This is a genomic window from Janthinobacterium sp. YR213, assembly GCF_900099875.1.
Lineage (GTDB): Bacteria > Pseudomonadota > Gammaproteobacteria > Burkholderiales > Burkholderiaceae_D > Janthinobacterium > Janthinobacterium lividum.
On record NZ_FNDA01000001.1, the window covers coordinates 546,944 to 564,577 of the forward strand.

Here is a 17,634-nt window from a genome sequence, read left to right on the forward strand (position 1 = left end):
GTGGGTCGAAGAAAACACCGCTGGGCGCTTTGGATACCTGCGCGCAGCGGCCTGCCCTATCCTCCTCGCAGAAAACATGCCATGCCGCATACGCCGGCCAGCCCCATTCGCTGTTGATTTGGCAGCAACCGGCTGCAGCCAGGGCAGCAGCATGCTGCGCGCGCAGCAGCCATGAAAAAAGCCGGAGCCGCATCGCTGCGGGTCCGGCTCCAGGAAGTGCATCATGCGCCTAGTCGATGGCGCCCGCCTTTTTCAAAAAGGTGCGCAGGATATTGCGGCTCAGGTTCAGGTGCCTGGCCGTGCGCACCTGGTTGCGCTCATTGCGCTCCCACGCGACGCGCACCAGTTCCTGCTGCATGGCTTCGAATTCCACTGCCTCGCCCGAGTCGAGCAAGGCTTGCCAGGCGCGGGCGAAGCGCTCGGCCGCCAATAAATCGTCCTGGCCGGACGCGCCGTGGGCCGCATAGGCGATATCGGCACCGCCGGCCCAGGCGTCTGGAACAGGTATAGCGACCGGTGCTGCAGCAGGCGCCCGGTGCCAGCCTGACAAACTCAAGTCCTCGGCGCGCACGACGCCGCTGCGGCACACGAGCAGCGCGCGGTGGATGACGTTTTCCAGTTCGCGGATATTGCCCGGCCATGGATAAGCGAGCAAGGCTTGCTGCGCGTCGGGGCCCAGCTCCACCTCGCCCAGGTGCAATCGCTGCGCATAGATGGCCATGAAATGGCGCGTCAGCGGCATGATGTCGCCCGGGCGCTCGCGCAAGGGGCGTAGCGGCAGGCCGATCACCTGCAAGCGGTAATACAGGTCTTCGCGGAAGCGCCCGGCCCGCACGGCTTCGGCCAGATCCACGTTGGTGGCGGCGATCAGGCGCACATCGATGGGGATGGCGCGCCGCGCGCCCAGGCGCACCACTTCGCGCTCCTGCAGCACGCGCAGCAGCTTGACCTGCATCGCCAGCGGCAAGTCGCCGATTTCATCGAGGAACAGGGTGCCGCCGCTGGCCGTCTCGAACCAGCCGGGCTTGCCCTGCTGCGCGCCCGTAAACGCGCCTTTTTCATAGCCAAACAGTTCGCTCTCGACGAGGGTTTCGGAAAACGCACCGCAGTTGATCGCCACAAAGGTCTGTTCGGCGCGCCCGCTCAAGCCATGCACGTGGCGCGCAATGAGTTCTTTGCCAGTCCCCGTTTCGCCCGTGATCAGCACCGTCGCCTCGCTGGGGGCGATGCGTTCGATCAGCTCGTGCAACTGGCGCGAACGGGGGTCGGCAAAGACAAAGGCCGTGGCGCGCACCAGCAAGCTCATTTGCTGCGGGTCGCGGAAGGCGACCAGCGCCTCGCTGTCGCCGTCATCGCCGGCGCCACGGGCAAGGTGGGCGCTGCGCGCGAAATCGCTGCTGAAGTTGTGGGCTAAGAGTTCCATGGGCCGACTATACCGCGCTCCATCTCCAGGCGGGAACGAATGGTGCCGCGCTTGCTTATCCGGATTTTGCATATGCAGGCGCTGCTCCCATGCTGGCCCGGAGTTTGCTCAGGCTGGGGGGCAGGCAATGTCGCCTGCGCACCACGGAGCACCTCCCCATGCCAGCACGCCAGCTTGTCCTGAATGTTTTTTTACAACGCCACGGCCACCATCCGGCCGCCTGGCGCCATCCATCGGCCAGCGCCAGCGGCCGGCCCGACCTGGCCTGGTGGCTGCGCGCCGCCAGGCTGGCCGAGGCGGCCAAGTTCGACAGCTTCTTCATCGCCGACTTCATCGGCCGCGCCGGCGACGTCACGCCCGAGACTGGCCGCTCCGCCATCGGCCTGCCGTTCGAGCCGTTTACCCTGCTGTCGGCCATTGCCGCCGTCACCAGCCATATCGGCCTGATCGCCACGGTCAATACCAATTACGAGCACCCATACCACGTGGCGCGCAAATTCAGTTCGCTCGACCACCTGAGCGGCGGGCGCGCGGGCTGGAACGTCGTGTCATCGTTTGGCGAGCATACGGCGCGCAATTTCGGCATCGATGCAGCGCGCAGCCATGCGGAGCGCTATGCGCGGGCCGACGAATTCGTCGCCCTGTCCAGGGCCCTGTGGGATAGCTGGGATGACGACGCCTTCGACCGGCCAGACCGCGCCGCCGGCCAGTTCTATCAGCCGGCAGCGGGCCATGCGCTGGACTTCAACGGCGAATATTTCGCCTCGCAAGGCTTGCTGGACTTGCCCCGGCCCGTGCAGGGCCACCCCGTGCTGGTCCAGGCGGGCAATTCAGAGACAGGGCGCGAATTTGCCGCGCGCCTGGCCGAAATGGTGTACTGCTCCGCCACGTCGCTGCCCGTGGCGCAGGCGTATTACGCGGACGTGAAGGGCCGCATGGCAAAGTATGGCCGCGCCGAAGATCAATTGAAGGTGACGCCGGGCCTGTCGGTGGTGGTGGCCGAATCGGACCAGCAGGCGCAGGATCAATTTGGCGCACTGCAGGACCTGGTCGACTTCAGCAACCTGGAATTTGGCGGTTTTGACTTGTCCGGCTATCCGCTCGACGGCCCCCTGCCCGACCTGCCCTACCAGGCGGGCGACAACGGCAAGGGGCGTTTCCAGCAGCAGCTGGAGCTGGCCCGCCGCGAGAACCTGACCCTGCGCCAGCTGGTGCTACGCTTCAGGGTCGCGCGCGGTCACCTGCAAGCGATCGGATCCGCCAGGACGGTGGCCGATCTGATGGAGCAGTGGTTCGTGGAACGGGGCGCGGACGGTTTCAACGTCGTGCCGCCGCTGCTGCCGCAAGGCTTCGAAGCATTTACCCGGCTGGTGGTGCCGGAACTGCAGCGCCGGGGCCTGTTCCGCACGGAATACGCGGCCAGCACCCTGCGCGGGAACTTGGGACTGGCGCGGCCCGCCAACCCGCACACGGTGGCGCGGGCGCGGGCCGCGTGACGGCTATCCCTGCTCCGGGTCGAAATGCTTGCGCAAGCCTTGCCAGCACGCGAAATAGTCGTTTTGCAGCAGGCCGCCGTCCAGCGCGAATGGCGTGGGCTTGAGGATGGTGCGCGTCTCGAACATGAAGGCCATGGTGTCGGCCACCTTCACGGGCGCGGACGTGTCGCTGTGCGAGGCGCGTTCGAACGTCTGCGCATCGGGGCCGTGGCCGGACATGCAGTTGTGCAGGCTGGCGCCGCCCGGCACGAAACCGGCCGCCTTGGCGTCGTACACGCCGTGGATCAGTCCCATGAATTCGCTGGCCACGTTGCGGTGAAACCACGGCGGCCGGAAGGTGTGCTCGGCCGCCAGCCAGCGCGGCGGGAAGATGGCGAAATCGATAGCGCCGAACAGGGGATTTTCGCTGGGCGCCTGCAGCACGAGGAAGATCGACGGATCCGGGTGGTCGTAGCTGATCGAGCCGATGGTGTTGAAGCGGCGCAGGTCATATTTGTACGGCGCGTAATTGCCATGCCAGGCCACCACGTCCAACGGCGAATGGTCCAGGGTGGTGCGCCACAAATGGCCGCCGAACTTGGCCAGCAGCTCGCATGCGCCGTCGATGTCTTCAAACGCCGCGTGCGGCGTGAGGAAATCGCGGCTGTTGGCCAGGCCGTTCGAGCCGATGGGGCCCATGTCGGGCAGGCGGAAGGCCGTGCCGAAGTTTTCGCACACATAACCGCGCGCCTTGCCGTCCGGCAGGGTCACGCGGAAGCGCACGCCACGGGGAATCACGGCGATTTCCTGCGGCTCCAGCTCGATCAAGCCCAGCTCCGTGGCAATGGCCAGCCGGCCTTCCTGCGGCACGACCAGCAGTTCGCCATCGGCCGAATAAAAGAAGCGCTGCATGGACCGGTTGGCCGCATACACGTGGATGGCGCAGCCGCTCATCGCTTCGGCGCTGCCGTTGCCGGCCATGGTCTGCCAGCCATCGATGAAGTCCACCGGCGTGGCGCTGTCGGGCAGCGGCAGCGGGTCCCAGCGCAGCTGGTTGGGCGGCGTAGGCGGCATGGAGTGGAAATCGCTGACGATGCGGGTATTTTCAGCCAGGGTGAATGGCGGATGCTGGCTGGCGGGGCGGATGCGGTACAGCCACGAGCGCCGGTTCTGCGCGCGCGGCGCCGTGAAGGCCGTGCCCGAAAGTTGTTCCGCGTACAGGCCCAGCGGCGCCTGCTGCGGCGAATTCTGCCCCTGCGGCAAGGCGCCGGGCACGGCTTCCGTGGCAAATTCGTTGCCGAAGCCGCTTTGGTAGCCGGCGCCTATCATGCGCGCTCCCCCAGTCCGTCAGCCGCGTCGCGCAGCAAGCCTTGCACCACGTCGGCCTTGCCGATGGCGCCCATGGCCAGCAAGGCGAAGCGGGCGAGGAACAAGGGCGAACGCTGTTCCCCCAGGCCACCCATGGTGTGGCACAACTCGGTGTAAAGATTATCCAGTTCGATGTCGGTCATGTTATCTCCTTGTTACTTTGATCGGGCGATGCCGGCCTTCGCCAGCGCAGCCGCCACCTGCTCCGCCCGCGCCTGCCGCCAGCGTCCCAGCACGTGGCCGTCCGGGCGCACGAGGTAAAAACTGCCGGGCTGCGCGTCGAATAGCGAGAATACCTGCGCCGTGTGGTCCCAGGCGCACCCTTGCTCCCCGCTGCGGGAAATCGCCACGGTCGTCAGCGGCAAGGTGTCGCCCAGCGCCGCCAGTGCGGATGGTACAGACCCTTCCTCGCTGAAGTACAGTCCCGTGAAATGGCCATCAACGCGTTTCAGCAAATCGGTAATATACCCCGCTTGCTGCGCGCCGTCTTGCAGCAGCGCCAGCGGACACTCGGGCAAGACCGTGCCCGGCGCGGGGCCAGTGGAAAACACCTCCGATTCCGGCGCATTCAGGGGCGACTGCGCATACGCGATGGCGCTGGTCTGGCGCGGGTTGATCAGGGAGCGCACATGCGCATGCTTGCCCGCCAGGCCCAGCACGGCCGTGCGCATGAGGTCGAAGGCAAACGTGGGCGGCGCCATGAATTCCGTGCTTTTCGTGCCGTGGCGCAGGTTTTCACGGGCGGCGAACACGCGCTCGTCCGAATAACTGTCCAGCAAGGCATGCGGCGCCTGGCCCTTGACCACGTAGGCAAGCTTCCAGCCCAGGTTGTCCGCATCGTCGATGCCCGAGTTCGCTCCGCGCACGCCGAAGATGGGCACGAGGTGGGCCGCATCGCCCGCGAACAGCACGGGGCCATGCCGGTATTTTTCCAGCGTCAGCGCGTTGGCCTTATAGATGGTGATCCATACGGGATGCCACGGCGCCGTTTCTCCCATCATGGCCAGCAGGCTGTCCACGCGCGGTGCCACGTTTTCCAGCAGCACGGCCGCCTGCGCATCCTCGTCGTCGCGCAACTGGTAATCGATGCGCCAGATATCGTCGGGCTGCTTGTGCACCAGCACAGTCGAGCCGGGATTCGACGGCGGGTCGAAATACGCGAGGCGCTCCGTCGGACGGTCGCTCTTCAGGTGGATATCGACGATCACATAGCGCCCTTCATAGCTGGTGCCCTGCAGTTTCAAGCCCAGCGCCTCGCGCACGGCGCTGCGCCCGCCATCGGCCGCCACCAGCCAGTCCGCCTCGATCTGGTAGCTTGCATCGGGCGTGGCCACGGTGACGGTGGCACCGTCGGCGCGCTGGTCCACGCCAGTGACCCGCGTTTGCCAGCGGATATCGATCAGCTCCGGCTGGCGCTCGGCCGCATCGAGCAGGAATTGCTCGATATGGTATTGCGCCAGATTGACCATGGGCGGCAGCTTCTGGTTCGCGTCTTGCGGCATCGTGAAGTGCAGCACTTCCTCGTCGCGGTAAAAGCTGCGTCCGCCCGCCCACGGCAAGCCCTTGGCCAGAAATCCGTCAAGCGCGCCCAGACGTTCGATGATCTCCAGGCTGCGCCGCGAGATGCAGATGGCGCGGCTGCCCGTGCACACGCCATCGTCCGCTTCGATCAGCACGGAGCGCACGCCGTGGCGGGCCAGGCCCAGGGCCGTGGCCAGGCCCACGGGACCGCCGCCGACGATCAGCACCGGGACATGCTGCGTGGCGGCGCCTGCCGGTTTGCCAGGCGGATACACCTTCGGCACATGGGGGTAAGGGTGAAACGTGTCGCTCATGATGGGTCCTCTTCGATCAAGTATGGTCTTTGCCGCCGCGCGCAATCGGCAGGGTCAGCACGATGGCCGCGCCCGCCACCAGCAGCACGCTGGCGTACAGCAAGCCCGTGGCAAAGCTGTGCGTCAAATCCTTCAGCCAGCCCACGACGACGGGGTTCAGGGCCGAGCCGATATTGCCCGTGGCATTGATGACGGCGATGCCGATGGCGCGCGCGCCCAGGCTCAGGGCCCGGTCCGGCGTCGTCCAGAAGACGGACATGGCCGTGTAGGCGCCCGTCGAGGCCATGCACACGCCCAGCAATTGCACGATGGGGTTGGCTGAATACGCGGTGAACAGCCAGCCAAAGGCCGACAGCAGCATGGGCCAGACGATGTGCCAGCGGCGCTCCTGCATCCGGTCCGAGCGGCGCCCCCACAGGATCATGCCGATGACGGTACATACCTGCGGGATGGCCGCCAGCAGACCGATCTGCGTGTTGCTGGCGTCGCCGCTGAAACTTTTCACGATCAGCGGCGTCCACACGGCCACCATGGCCAAAGTATTCACCAGGCAAAAATAGGCGATGCCGAATTTCAATACCGTAGGCGAGCACATTTCCGCCAGTACCGAGCCTTTTTCCTTCGCTGCCACCGGCTTGTGCTCGGCCGCCAGCATGCGCGCCAGCACCTGCTGTTCCAGCTTGCCCAGCCAGTTTGCCTTGCTGGGAGAGTCGTCGAGGTAGCCATACACGGCCAGGCCCAGCAGCACGGATGGCATGCCTTCCAGCAGGAACAGCCATTGCCAGCCCTTCAAGCCCCAGTGCCCGTCCAGCCCCAGGATCAGGCCCGACAGGGCCGAGCCGATGGCGGCCGTGACGGGCATGGCGATCATGAACAGGGCATTGGCGCGCGCGCGGTAGGCGCTGGGAAACCAATAGGTCAGATAGAGCAACATGCCGGGCAGGAAGCCCGCTTCCGTCACGCCGACGAGAAAGCGCAGCGCGTACAGGCTGGCCGGGCCGCTGGCAAACAGGGTCGCCGTCGAGGCCAGGCCCCAGGCGATCATCATGCTGCCTATCCATTTACGGGCGCCGATGCGGGCCAGCACGATGTTGCTGGGAATGCTGCACGCGATGTAGGCGATGTAGAACAGGGTGGTGGCAAAGCCGAACTGGGTGCCGGACAGGCCCAGGTCTTGCATCATGGTCAGGCCGGCGAAGCCGATATTGATGCGGTCAAGAAAGGAAAACACGAACAGCAGGAACAAGAATCCCAGCAGGTGGCGCGACACCTTGCGCATCACTTGCTGTTCCAGTTGAACGGTGGCCGCGTCGAGGACGGGCGCCGGGGTGGCGGGGGTGGCCGCGTGGGCGATGGTCATGCTGGTCTCCATAAGGTGTCGCCCTCCCCTTGCTATTGTTATTGGGTGAGAGCGGCCGGATGCTCCGGCGTGCGACACAGTATGCAGACGACTACGCCGATGGTTGTCCCCATTTTGGGGACAACCATCGGCCAAAAGGACTAGCCGCGTTTCTTGATGGGCACGTTCTTGACCTTCTGCTGGTCGTAGCTGAAGGAGCCGTGGCCGCTCCAGTTGTTGTCGGTAACAAAGGTGGCTTCGAATTTGGCCAGGTAGCTGCCGATGGCCGGTGGCGGCACGGACACGACATATTCGCCGCTCAGGCTGAAAACGCGCGTGGCGTTGCCCAGGCCCAGGCCATGCACGGGGCCGCTGACGGGGCGGATCACCACGCGGCCATGCGGTGGCGTGACCGATTGCGTGATCAGGGCTTCGCCGCTGACGGTGCCGTCGTCGGGATTGTAAAACAGGGCCAGATTCAGGATGGGGGCGCCAGGCAGGCCCAGATTGCCGGCGATCAGATAGACGTGTTCTACCGCATTCAATTCAGTTGAGGACACAATGGACTCCTTCGGGGAATGATTCCTGAGCCATGAATACCGGAGATCGCGGGCGCGACAGGCACTGGCTATCAGCCTTGCCGATGGCCGTTATGCTTCGGCGCATCAGCACTCTGCAGATAGCATAGCCAGTATTTTCGTAGCAATATGCTCACATTATTGCCTTGAATTTCGGCAATTTTATGCAGCCCCTGGCATGCGCCTAGCGCTAGCATTTATCCAGCCTATACCCCTAGGCATAGCGCAAACAATTGGCGCTGGCTGGCAATGCCCAGGCGCTTATAGGCGCGCTTTTGATACGTGATCACGCTCGATGGCTGCACGCCCATGGTGTCGGCGATCTCCGCGGCCGTCAAGCCTTCGAGCACGCCGCGCAGCGCGTCGAGTTCGCGCTTGCTCAATTGCGGGCCATGCTGGCGCAGCCGGGCCAGCATCATGGGCGAGACGCCTTGCGCGGGCTGGCCGCTCAGGCTGTAGTGGTGTCTGGCCGCATAGGCGAACAGCGGCGACAGGGTTTCGATGGCGGCGATTTCGCCAGGCTGGAACTGCCCCTGGCTGCTGTCGCGGTAGAAATTGACGGACAGCCAGATATCGCTGGCCGGCTGCACCAGCAGCGACAAACGATCCGACACATTCGGCTTCTGGTAACACGCGGCGCGGTAGCCGGGATGGCGGATTTCGGCGCTGGCTTGCTGGTGCAGCACGATGGCGGGATCGAGCTTCGGCTGGCGCGCGGGCGCGATGACGCTCTGGTTGCCGTCGAGCGCATAATAATGGCGGGCGTAGCTGTCGGCGATATCCTGCAAAAAGCGTCCGCCGCGCCGGTCGGCCACGGCCACCGTGCGGGGCCGGTTGCCGAACTCATAAGCAAAGATCGTGCACTGGGCGATGGAAGCGGCCGCGCCGGCGGTTTTCAGGATGGCGCCCGCCATGGCATTGACGTCGGCATGGCCGATGGCCGCCACCAGATCGAGGGCGCGCCCCAGATCCAGCTGTCCCTCCGCCTGCCGCCGTTCCACCTGCCAATAGCGCATGGCCGTCTCCCCTGCCCGCCGGGCTTATTGCTGCCGCTGCGGCAAGACCCAGTCCGGCCGGATGTAATGGCAGGTATAGCCGTGCGGCAAGCGCTGCAGATAATCCTGATGCTCGGGTTCCGCTTCCCAGAACGGGCCGGCCGGCGCCACTTCCGTCACCACCTTGCCGGGCCACAGGCCGGAAGCGTCGACGTCGCGGATGGTGTCTTCGGCCACCCGTTTTTGCTCATTGCTGGTGTAATAAATGGCCGAGCGGTAGCTGCTGCCGCGGTCATTGCCCTGGCGGTCCGGCGTGCTGGGGTCGTGGATCTGGAAGAAGAATTCCAGGATCTTGCGGTAGCTGATGGTGTTCGGGTCGAAAATGATCTCGATGGCTTCCGCATGCGTGCCATGGTTGCGGTAGGTGGCGTTGGCCACGTCGCCGCCGCTGTAGCCCACGCGCGTGGCGATCACGCCCGGATAACGACGCAGCAAGTCTTGTACGCCCCAGAAGCAGCCGCCGGCCAGGATCGCGGTTTCATTGTCTTGTGCCATGGTGTCTTTCCCGTTCTAGTCAGAAGCAGCTATCTTACTCTGTCGCGCGACTTTCTTCAGCGGGCCAGCAAGCGCTTGAGCTGCGCCGCCTGGTAGGCGCCGATGGCGTCGTTGAACAGGCAGCGGATCAAGGGGTCGTCGACGATGTCCGCTTCCGCCAGTCCGGCCCGCGTGGCCGCATCGAATGGGCCATCGTTGATGCGCATGTACATCGACGTCAGCGATTCGCCCAGCACCAGCGCCGCATGGCATTTCACCAGCGGCACCTCGGTGGTCCAGCCGGGCGCCTCGCCCGTGTCCGGCACGAGATCGATCAAATCGCCGTGCGTGCGGTAATGCAGGACCGTGGCCGCGCCGTCGTGGCCGTACAGCGACAGCCGCCACACACGCGGGGCCTGGAAATAGCTGTCTTCGGGCAGCTCCATGTCGCGGTAGCGCTCAAGTAAACCGTTACGGCAAAAATCGAGCACCAGCACCGCATCATCCGCGCTCAAGGGGGAGAAACGGCGCGCGATGTCCGCCGTGGCGGGCGCAAGCGCCTCGGGGCGGTAGTCGAAATCCACGTCCTGCGGGCCCACGGGAATGACCCAGGGCAGTGGCGCGGCCGGTGCCATGCCGTGCGCGTCGAGCAGCACGGCCGTCGACGGGTCGAGGCGGAAGATGTGCGCCTCGGGCAGCGCGGCGCCGATTTCCTGCGCAAACTGGCGGTAGGTAATCGGGAACATCGCGTGGTTGTACCAGGACCAGTCTTCCTGCACGAACTGGCAGGAGCTGGGCACGATGTAACGGGGCGCCAGCGCGCGCAGCTGCGGCACCCAGTCGTCGGGCAGGTCGACCGGGCCAGGCTGCGCCTGCGACGGCGCGATGACGGCGATCTCGCGCATGGTCTGGAATGGCCATAGCACCATGTCCCAGGGCGCAAAGGCGGAAAGCTGTGCCAGCGTCTCCGGGCCGATCCAGGAATCGACGACATTGAGCACATTCAGCCCGGCCGCACACACCTGGAACAGCGAATCGACATCGTCGTCCAGCGCGCGGCGCGGGATCACTTCGATGGCGCCCACCCGCACCGGCACGTCGACGTGCAGCCGCTGCACGTGGGTAAAACCCAGCGCGCGCAGCATCGCGAACAGTTCATCGAAGACGCAGTACAGGTAGATGGGCGTGGCGCGGTCCAGCACATCGAGGCTGTCGAGCGAACAGTGGTCGTCGTGGAAGTGCGAGATGAAGACGGCATCCCAGCGCAGCCGGCGCACGGCATCGAGGTCGAAGCGCACGGGCGGAAACGCGTGGCAGTTGCGGCTGAACGGGTTTTCGACGATGGGGTCGAAGGCGATGGCCGTGCCTTCGCACTCGAAGACATAGCCGGCGTGCAGGATGCGGGAGATTTTCAGGGGCATGGATAAGCTAAATAAACCCAACGGCAAATTCCGGGGTCAGACCCGCCGGGTCTGACCCCAGCTCTTGCTTTGGGGGTGAAAACAAGCACTAACTTGATGGGAAATGTTTAATACGGATTATTCAGCACATCCATCGCGAAATACGTAAAGATCATGTCCGCGCCCGCGCGCTTGATGGCGCCCAGGGTTTCCTGCACCACGCGGCGCTCGTCGATGGCGCCCGCCTCGGCGGCGAACTTGATCATCGCGTACTCGCCGCTGACCTGGTAGGCGCCGATCGGCAAACGCGTCACTTCGCGCAGGTCGCGGATGATGTCCAGATACGCCCCGGCCGGTTTCACCATCAGCGCGTCGGCGCCTTCGGCTTCGTCGATCAAGGACTCGCGCACCGCTTCGCGGCGGTTCATCGGGTCCATCTGGTACGTCTTGCGGTCGCCCTTGAGGGTGCTGCCGGCCGCGTCGCGGAACGGGCCGTACAGGCCGGAGGCGAACTTGGTCGAATACGCCATCACGGGCGTGTCGTGGAAACCGGCCGCGTCAAGCGCGCTGCGGATCGCCGCCACCTGGCCGTCCATGGCGGCCGATGGGGCGATGATGTCGGCGCCCGCCTGGGCCGCGATGACGGCCTGCTTGCCCAAATTCAGTACCGTGCTGTCATTGTCGACCGTGTCGCCATGCAGGATGCCGCAATGGCCATGGTCCGTGTATTCGCAGAAGCAGGTGTCGGACATGACCACCATTTCCGGCACGGCATCCTTGATGATGCGCGACATGCGGGCCACCAGGCCGTCCGGATTCAGCGTGTCCGTGCCGTGGCTATCCTTGTGGTGCGAAATGCCGAAGGTCATGACGGAGCGCAGGCCGGCGCGCGCATAGCGCTCCACTTCCTGCGCCAGCTTCGCTTCGGGAATGCGGCGCACGCCGGGCATGGACTTGATGTCGATGAAATCGCTGCTGCCTTCGTCGACGAAGATCGGCAGGACCAGGTCGCGCGGATTGATCTCGGTTTCGCGGAACAGCTCGCGCAGTTGCGGGGTCGCGCGCAGGCGGCGCATGCGCGAAGTGGGGAATTGTGCTGGCATGGGGTGACTGGCTTCAGGTTAACAACGCCGATTAGTATACGCCGATCACGCCGATTGCGCCGGGCTGCCCGGCAAAAAAGCCGCGCAGGTCAAGAAACCCCGCCCTGCATCGTCATAGCGCGTGCAGCAGGGCCGCCACTTGCCAGCGCATGTCGGCCGCCAGCTGCACCAGCATGGCGCCGCGGCGCCGCGCGTCCGCGCGCTTTTTCGACGGCACCAGCTCCAGCTCCGGCATCCGGCATGGGCCGCATGGCAGGCGGTAATTGCCATCGCCGGTGGGCAGCGCGTGCAGTTCCCGCCACGCCTGGTCGTAGTCGCACGAGATATGGCGGCGCCGGCGCCAGTTCAGCGCGATGCGGTTGGCGTTGCTGACCAGGTCCAGGTGGCCGCAGCCGAAAAAGTCGCCCAGGTCGCGCAAGGCGGCCACCATCAGATTTTTCGGCCGGCAGCCGTGCAGCGCCCGCGTGGCCTCTTTTACCGCCTGCGCGCCGGCGGGCGAGCGCAAGCCCTGCAAGGCGCCCAGCTGGATGACGGCGCCGCCAGGCTGGGGCCGGAACAGGAAACTGGCCAGGTACAGCGGGACGCCATCGCGCGTCAGGCGCAGGCACAGTTCCCCTTCGCGGTGGCTATCGTGGATGGCCGTCAGCTGCAAGCGGTAGCTGGCACCATCCTTGCCCTCGATGGCGGCCAGCACCAGCGCGCGGCGCGCCGCGTATTCCACCAGCGGCCGTGCGCCCGCCTGCCACAGGAAGCGGTAATGCCCGCACAGCAGCGCCACCCTCGCCGCGCAGCACAACTGGCGGCTGGCATAGGGACGATAAATCTTGTACAGCAGGCTGGGATGGGCTTGCGCCAGCGCCGCCAGGCCCGGTGTGCCGGCGATGAACGCTTGCCAGCGCGCGCGCTGCAGGGGAAAGACGATGGCGCCCAGCGCGGCCTTGATACGGTGGCCATGCTGGCGCAGTGGCGCCTGTTGCGGCGCGGCGTTGTCGCCGGTGGCGGTAAAAGTATGCATGAAAACGGCTCTGCGACGGGTCGGGACTGGCAAGCCGCGGCAGGCCGCGGGCAGCCCGGAACAGGCGGCTGCGCGCACGCAGCCGCTCTACGCCGGGTAGAACGGATGATAGGGGGAGGCGAAAATGAAGGGGGTTACAAGTTGGTAATGTCGACTTGGCGTATGGCGCACAAGCACATTACGGCAGGGAGCCGACGGCAGGTTCCCTAAGGTCGCGCTTGAGCCGCCGCAGCAGCCAACGCCGCGCCGGCACTTCCAGCAAGCGGTAGCTGATGCTGCTGACAACGAGCAGGATGGCGGTGAAGATCGCCGCCTTCATCATGTAGTCCGCTATGCCCGTGCCAGGCAACATCAGGCGTAGCGGCTTTTGCAGCAGCATGGCCAGCGGCACATGCAGCAAGTAGATGGCATACGAGCAGTCGCCCAGGAAGGCGGCTGCCTGGCCCTCGAGTATCGCCGGCCGCAGCCTGGCGACAAGCCACACCGTCGCGGGCAGGACGCACATCACGACGAGGCCCAGCGGTATGACATCGCCGGCATCGCCTGCCGCATAAAAAGCGGCAAACACGCCTAGCGCCAGCGCCGCAAAATAGGCCAGTATCCAGGCATGCATGCGGCACTGGAACAACAGCAAGCCACCGGTAAAGCCCAGCAGGCCACGCAGCAAGCCTTCGTGTACATCATCCGACTCATAGCCAGTCAGGTAGCGGTTCATCCAGACGGCGAACCCCCATAGCAGCAGCGCCGAGCACAGGTGCAGCGCGAGCGTCCAACGCAAACCATGCATGCCCATGCGGACGGCAAAGAACCAGATCAAATTGATGGACACCTCGACGAAAATTGACCAGCTGGGTCCGTTCAAGGGGAAGCTAGGCCCGTCATCCTGCAGGCAGGGCAGCATCAGCGCATTGGGCACAAAGCATGCGATGTTCGCTGACGTGGCGCCGATGCGGCTCTTGACCAGGGTCACGGCAAGGGCCGCCAGTAGCGCGACGGCGTACAGCGGATACAGCCTGGCAAAGCGGTTATACAGAAAGTCGCTGAACGGCATGCCAAGGCGGATGCGCTCTTCATAGCTGTGTGCCATGACCCAGCCGGACAGGATGAAAAAGAAGTCGACCGCCAAGTAGGCGTGCGTGATCTTGAAGCCGAATATGACTGGCAGGTGATACACGGCGACCAGCATCGCGGCCAGGCCACGCAAGCCATCGAGAGAAACGATGCGGCCGCTGAAATGGCCACTCTTCATGCCGGCACCAATCATGCTTACTCCCGATATCCACCTGTCGAACTGGCGCACCGCGCCAGCAAAGAGAACCAGGCAGATATGGCGATCACTCGATGCGGCCGCACGACGACGGGCAGGATGCACCGTCCAATGGCGACGCCACAAAAGTGTCAAAATTGTATCATGATGCTTTATTAAAAAGTAAATATGACAACACTTATAGCAAAAAAAACACGGCGACCAGCAAGGCTGGGCTTAGCGGACAATAAAATCGGCCAGCCTGAAACGCAGGCGCAAGCCCGGCGCCGCATCCTCGATCTCCAGGGTGCCGCCATGCAGGGCGGCGATGGCTGCGACGATGGACAGTCCCAGGCCATTGCCGGGCAAATGGCGGCTCTTGTCGAGCCGGTAAAAACGCTGCGTCAGCTTCGGCAGTTCCTCCGTTGGTACGCCGGGGCCGTTGTCGCGCACGGCCAGCCAGCTGCCCTGCTCATCGCTGCCGGCCGACACTTCCACCGTGGCGCCCCGCCCCGCATACTTGATGGCGTTGTCGACCAGGCTGGCCAGCGCGCTGCCCAGCAGGTTGCGGTCGCCGCGCGCCGGCACGCCTTCGCCATACATCTGCACCAGCAGCACGCCCTGCTCGTCGGCCGTGGCTTCGTACATTTCCACGATGTCGGCGCCGATCTGCTGCAGGTCGATGTCGTTGAAATTCTCGGGACGCATACCCGATTCGGCTGCCGCGATCTGCAGCAGCTTGTCGAACACGCGCGTCAGGTCGTCGATGTCGTCGATGGCCGCCTGCGCCGCGCTCTCGTAGCCGGCCACGCCCTGCTGCTGGCGCAGGGCGCCATCGAGCTTGTTGCGGATGCGGCCCAGCGGCGTGCGCAAGTCGTGCGCGATGGCGTTCGACACGTGGCGCACGCCTTCCATCAAGTGCTCGATGCGGTCGAGCATGCGGTTGATGTCGCGGCTCAGCAAGCCGAACTCATCTTCGCTGGAAACGGGAATGCGACGGCTCAGGTCTCCCGCCTCGATTTCCCCCGCCGTGCGGCGGATCTGCCCGATGCGCGCCTCAAGCTGGCGGCGGAACAGCCAGGCGCCCGCCACCACCAGCAGAATGGCAACCCCGCCGCCGTAGGCCAGCGAGCGCAGCACCAGCGAACGGATCGACTTGCCCTCTTCCATGTCGCGCCCGACGAACAGGCGCGCGCCGCCCTCCAGGTCGCGGATCAGCATGCGCGCGGGCACCCTGCGCCCTTCGCGCGTGACGTCGCGGTGCAGCAAGCGGCCCACGGGGCTGCCCACGTCGGGCCAGGACGACAGATTGCCCGCCACGCGGCTGCCATCGGCGCCCACCAGCAGGAAGATTTCCGTGTCGCTGTCGGTGCGGTCGGTCAGCAAATGGGCGATTTCCGCCGTCGTACGGCTGGCATCGTCCTGCTGGTACAGGGCGGCGAGGCGCTCCGAGAGCAGGGTCAGCTTGCGGTCCACGCTGCGATCGAGCACGCCGATGGTGCCGAAATAGAACACGGCGCAGACGATGCTGATCGACACGACCACCAGCACGCCATAGCCGAGCGCCAGGCGGGCCGCGATCGAGCGGTGCCAGTTACGCACTGTCGATCACGTCCAGGGTGTAGCCGACGCCGCGCACCGTGTGGATCAGCGGCGGCGAAAATTCCTTGTCTACCTTGGTGCGCAAACGGCTCACCTGCACGTCGATGACGTTGGTCTGCGGGTCGAAATGGTAGTCCCACACGGCTTCGAGCAGCATGGCGCGCGTGACGGACTGGCCCTGGTGGCGCATCAGGTATTCCAGCAGGCGAAATTCGCGCGGCTGCAAGGCGATCTGCCGGTTGGCGCGCGTCACGCGCATGGTGCGCATGTCGAGTACCAGGTCGGCCACCTGCAGCTGCGTCGATTCGGGTACGGGCGCGGCGCGCCGCAGCAGCGCTTCGATGCGCGCCAGCAGTTCGGCGATGGCGAACGGTTTCGACAAATAATCGTCGCCGCCGCTGCGCAGGCCGCGCACGCGCTCGTCGACGCTGGACAGGGCCGACAGGACCAGCACGGGCGTGTTGCGGCCCATGCCGCGCAGGCGCGCGACGATGGCCAGGCCATCGATCTCGCCAGGCAGCAGGCGGTCGAGCACCAGCGCATCCCAGTCTTCGCCGCAGGCCAGGCGCATGCCGTCGATGCCATTGTCGCAGGCGGTGACGTCGTGGCCCGCCTCGCGCAGGCCGGCACAGATATAGCGGGAAGTTTCAGCTTCGTCTTCGATGACCAGGCAGCGCACGGGAGTTCCTTGTAAAAATCAGGGCAGCAGATAGGCGCAGCATACGCCAGGCGCGCGCCACTTGCCAGCCCCGCCGGCGTGCGGCGCGCGATGACAGGGTCGGGTACAATACAGCCTCGACAATTTTTGGCCGCGCCCCCGCGCGCATGTGCGCAGGTTTCATCGGCGCCTCGCGGCTTGCCGCGGCCTGCATAGCCACCACTGCCATTAACGAATATCAGGCGCGCCAGGCGCGCGCCACAGACCAATACAGCCATGAAATCGACCCACTCTCTCGCACTGGCGCTGGCCATGGCCATCACCTGCGGCAGCGCCGCCGCCAAAGACACCAAGCAAAGCCTGTTGTTTGATGAAATCCCCATCGGCAGCTGGAGCACGTCCGCCGAACTGGGCGCCATCACCACCTCCGGCAATACGGTCGGCACCTCCGTCACGGGCAAGATCGACGCGCGTCAGGAACTCGATGACTGGAGCAACCAGTACATCTTCAGCGGCTACTTCAAGGAAGACGAAACGACCAACGACGACGGCGAGAAAGTGCGCGAACGCTCGGCCGAGCGCTTTTCCGCCTCCGCCAAGGCCGCCTACAAGCTGATGGCCGACCATGAAAAACTGTTCGTGCTGGCCTCGCACGTGAACGACAAGTTCGGCGCCTACACCAAGTACTCGACCCTGGCCATCGGTCATGGCTCGCGCTGGTACCAGTCGAGCGACAAGAGCATCGACGTGGAAGTCGGTCCAGGCTATTTCAGCGGCACCAATGATGCGGGCGAATCGGAACACGGCCTGACGGTGCGCGGCGCGGCCGCCATGAAGTGGAAAATCAGCCAGTCGGCCATGTTTACGCAAACGGTCAGCGTGGAGCGGGGTACCTCGAACACCCACTCGATCGCCGAAACAGCCCTCAGCACCAAGATCAACGGCACCATGCAGATGAAGGCCGCCTTCAGCGCCCGCAACGATACGCGCGTGCCGGACGACAAGAAGAACACGGATACGCAAACCTCGCTGACGCTGGTCTACTCGTTCTAGACGCGGACCG

At 65.1% G+C, this 17,634-nt stretch carries 16 protein-coding genes; 2 read left to right on the plus strand and 14 right to left on the minus strand.

Going from position 1 to position 17,634, the window contains the following annotated elements:
- Positions 1-229: 229 nt before the first annotated feature.
- The gene (locus tag BLT98_RS02505) at positions 230-1,306 is read right to left on the minus strand and encodes a sigma-54 interaction domain-containing protein (protein WP_244517434.1); all 1,077 of its coding nucleotides are present in this window, start codon (positions 1,304-1,306) and stop codon (positions 230-232) included.
- A gap of 275 nt (positions 1,307-1,581) precedes the next feature.
- On the opposite strand from BLT98_RS02505, the gene BLT98_RS02510 reads away from it, so the two are divergent.
- Positions 1,582-2,919: an LLM class flavin-dependent oxidoreductase gene (locus BLT98_RS02510; RefSeq protein ID WP_092605067.1), complete on the plus strand. Its 1,338-nt coding sequence runs from the start codon at positions 1,582-1,584 to the stop codon at positions 2,917-2,919.
- 3 nt (positions 2,920-2,922) lie between these two features.
- Here the strand turns inward: BLT98_RS02510 and hmgA are convergent, their stop codons facing one another.
- The 13 genes from hmgA to BLT98_RS02575 form a co-directional block, all read right to left on the minus strand.
- Positions 2,923-4,227 carry a homogentisate 1,2-dioxygenase gene (gene hmgA, locus BLT98_RS02515; RefSeq protein WP_092605068.1) on the minus strand — a complete coding sequence of 435 codons (1,305 nt, stop codon included), beginning with the start codon at positions 4,225-4,227 and terminating at the stop codon, positions 2,923-2,925.
- Positions 4,224-4,409 (minus strand): DUF2783 domain-containing protein, encoded by a 186-nt coding sequence (locus BLT98_RS02520; RefSeq protein WP_034785812.1) that lies wholly within the window; start codon positions 4,407-4,409, stop codon positions 4,224-4,226. Before BLT98_RS02520 ends, hmgA begins: the two co-directional genes overlap by 4 nt.
- A gap of 12 nt (positions 4,410-4,421) precedes the next feature.
- A complete protein-coding gene (locus tag BLT98_RS02525; protein ID WP_092605069.1) occupies positions 4,422-6,101 on the minus strand; it encodes an FAD-dependent oxidoreductase in 1,680 nt (559 codons plus the stop codon).
- Positions 6,102-6,117: 16 nt separating this feature from the next.
- A complete protein-coding gene (locus BLT98_RS02530) occupies positions 6,118-7,461 on the minus strand; it encodes an MFS transporter (RefSeq protein ID WP_244517357.1) in 1,344 nt (447 codons plus the stop codon).
- Between the two features lie 140 nt (positions 7,462-7,601).
- On the minus strand, positions 7,602-8,000 hold the full coding sequence (locus BLT98_RS02535; protein WP_034785805.1) for a DUF1842 domain-containing protein: 399 nt from the start codon (positions 7,998-8,000) through the stop codon (positions 7,602-7,604).
- 224 nt (positions 8,001-8,224) lie between these two features.
- A complete protein-coding gene (locus BLT98_RS02540; protein WP_070257028.1) occupies positions 8,225-9,034 on the minus strand; it encodes a helix-turn-helix domain-containing protein in 810 nt (269 codons plus the stop codon).
- A gap of 24 nt (positions 9,035-9,058) precedes the next feature.
- Complete coding sequence (gene msrA / locus BLT98_RS02545; protein ID WP_092605070.1) at positions 9,059-9,568, minus strand: peptide-methionine (S)-S-oxide reductase MsrA; 510 nt, start codon at positions 9,566-9,568, stop codon at positions 9,059-9,061.
- Positions 9,569-9,624: 56 nt separating this feature from the next.
- On the minus strand, positions 9,625-10,968 hold the full coding sequence (locus BLT98_RS02550) for an MBL fold metallo-hydrolase (protein ID WP_092605071.1): 1,344 nt from the start codon (positions 10,966-10,968) through the stop codon (positions 9,625-9,627).
- A gap of 107 nt (positions 10,969-11,075) precedes the next feature.
- On the minus strand, positions 11,076-12,050 hold the full coding sequence (gene hemB / locus BLT98_RS02555) for a porphobilinogen synthase (protein WP_034785799.1): 975 nt from the start codon (positions 12,048-12,050) through the stop codon (positions 11,076-11,078).
- A gap of 112 nt (positions 12,051-12,162) precedes the next feature.
- Positions 12,163-13,065: a VirK/YbjX family protein gene (locus BLT98_RS02560; RefSeq protein WP_092605072.1), complete on the minus strand. Its 903-nt coding sequence runs from the start codon at positions 13,063-13,065 to the stop codon at positions 12,163-12,165.
- A gap of 178 nt (positions 13,066-13,243) precedes the next feature.
- The gene (locus BLT98_RS02565; RefSeq protein ID WP_092605073.1) at positions 13,244-14,329 is read right to left on the minus strand and encodes an acyltransferase family protein; all 1,086 of its coding nucleotides are present in this window, start codon (positions 14,327-14,329) and stop codon (positions 13,244-13,246) included.
- Between the two features lie 219 nt (positions 14,330-14,548).
- Positions 14,549-15,913, minus strand: a complete 1,365-nt coding sequence (locus BLT98_RS02570) for a sensor histidine kinase (RefSeq protein ID WP_092605074.1) — start codon at positions 15,911-15,913, stop codon at positions 14,549-14,551.
- Complete coding sequence (locus BLT98_RS02575; RefSeq protein ID WP_092605075.1) at positions 15,906-16,592, minus strand: winged helix-turn-helix domain-containing protein; 687 nt, start codon at positions 16,590-16,592, stop codon at positions 15,906-15,908. Before BLT98_RS02575 ends, BLT98_RS02570 begins: the two co-directional genes overlap by 8 nt.
- Positions 16,593-16,847: 255 nt before the next feature.
- On the opposite strand from BLT98_RS02575, the gene BLT98_RS02580 reads away from it, so the two are divergent.
- Positions 16,848-17,624: a DUF481 domain-containing protein gene (locus BLT98_RS02580; RefSeq protein ID WP_034785793.1), complete on the plus strand. Its 777-nt coding sequence runs from the start codon at positions 16,848-16,850 to the stop codon at positions 17,622-17,624.
- The last annotated feature ends 10 nt before the right edge of the window (positions 17,625-17,634 follow it).

What these genes read in the sequence shown, in the direction of transcription:
- BLT98_RS02505 (WP_244517434.1), bottom strand. Translation starts at nt 1,306, where the DNA reads ATGAGCTTGCTGGTGCGCGCCACGGCCTTTGTCTTTGCCGACCCCCGT.
- BLT98_RS02510 (WP_092605067.1), top strand. Translation starts at nt 1,582, where the DNA reads ATGCCAGCACGCCAGCTTGTCCTGAATGTTTTTTTACAACGCCACGGC.
- hmgA (WP_092605068.1), bottom strand. Translation starts at nt 4,227, where the DNA reads ATGATAGGCGCCGGCTACCAAAGCGGCTTCGGCAACGAATTTGCCACG.
- BLT98_RS02520 (WP_034785812.1), bottom strand. Translation starts at nt 4,409, where the DNA reads ATGACCGACATCGAACTGGATAATCTTTACACCGAGTTGTGCCACACC.
- BLT98_RS02525 (WP_092605069.1), bottom strand. Translation starts at nt 6,101, where the DNA reads ATGAGCGACACGTTTCACCCTTACCCCCATGTGCCGAAGGTGTATCCG.
- BLT98_RS02530 (WP_244517357.1), bottom strand. Translation starts at nt 7,461, where the DNA reads ATGACCATCGCCCACGCGGCCACCCCCGCCACCCCGGCGCCCGTCCTC.
- BLT98_RS02540 (WP_070257028.1), bottom strand. Translation starts at nt 9,034, where the DNA reads ATGCGCTATTGGCAGGTGGAACGGCGGCAGGCGGAGGGACAGCTGGAT.
- msrA (WP_092605070.1), bottom strand. Translation starts at nt 9,568, where the DNA reads ATGGCACAAGACAATGAAACCGCGATCCTGGCCGGCGGCTGCTTCTGG.
- BLT98_RS02550 (WP_092605071.1), bottom strand. Translation starts at nt 10,968, where the DNA reads ATGCCCCTGAAAATCTCCCGCATCCTGCACGCCGGCTATGTCTTCGAG.
- hemB (WP_034785799.1), bottom strand. Translation starts at nt 12,050, where the DNA reads ATGCCAGCACAATTCCCCACTTCGCGCATGCGCCGCCTGCGCGCGACC.
- BLT98_RS02560 (WP_092605072.1), bottom strand. Translation starts at nt 13,065, where the DNA reads ATGCATACTTTTACCGCCACCGGCGACAACGCCGCGCCGCAACAGGCG.
- BLT98_RS02565 (WP_092605073.1), bottom strand. Translation starts at nt 14,329, where the DNA reads ATGATTGGTGCCGGCATGAAGAGTGGCCATTTCAGCGGCCGCATCGTT.
- BLT98_RS02580 (WP_034785793.1), top strand. Translation starts at nt 16,848, where the DNA reads ATGAAATCGACCCACTCTCTCGCACTGGCGCTGGCCATGGCCATCACC.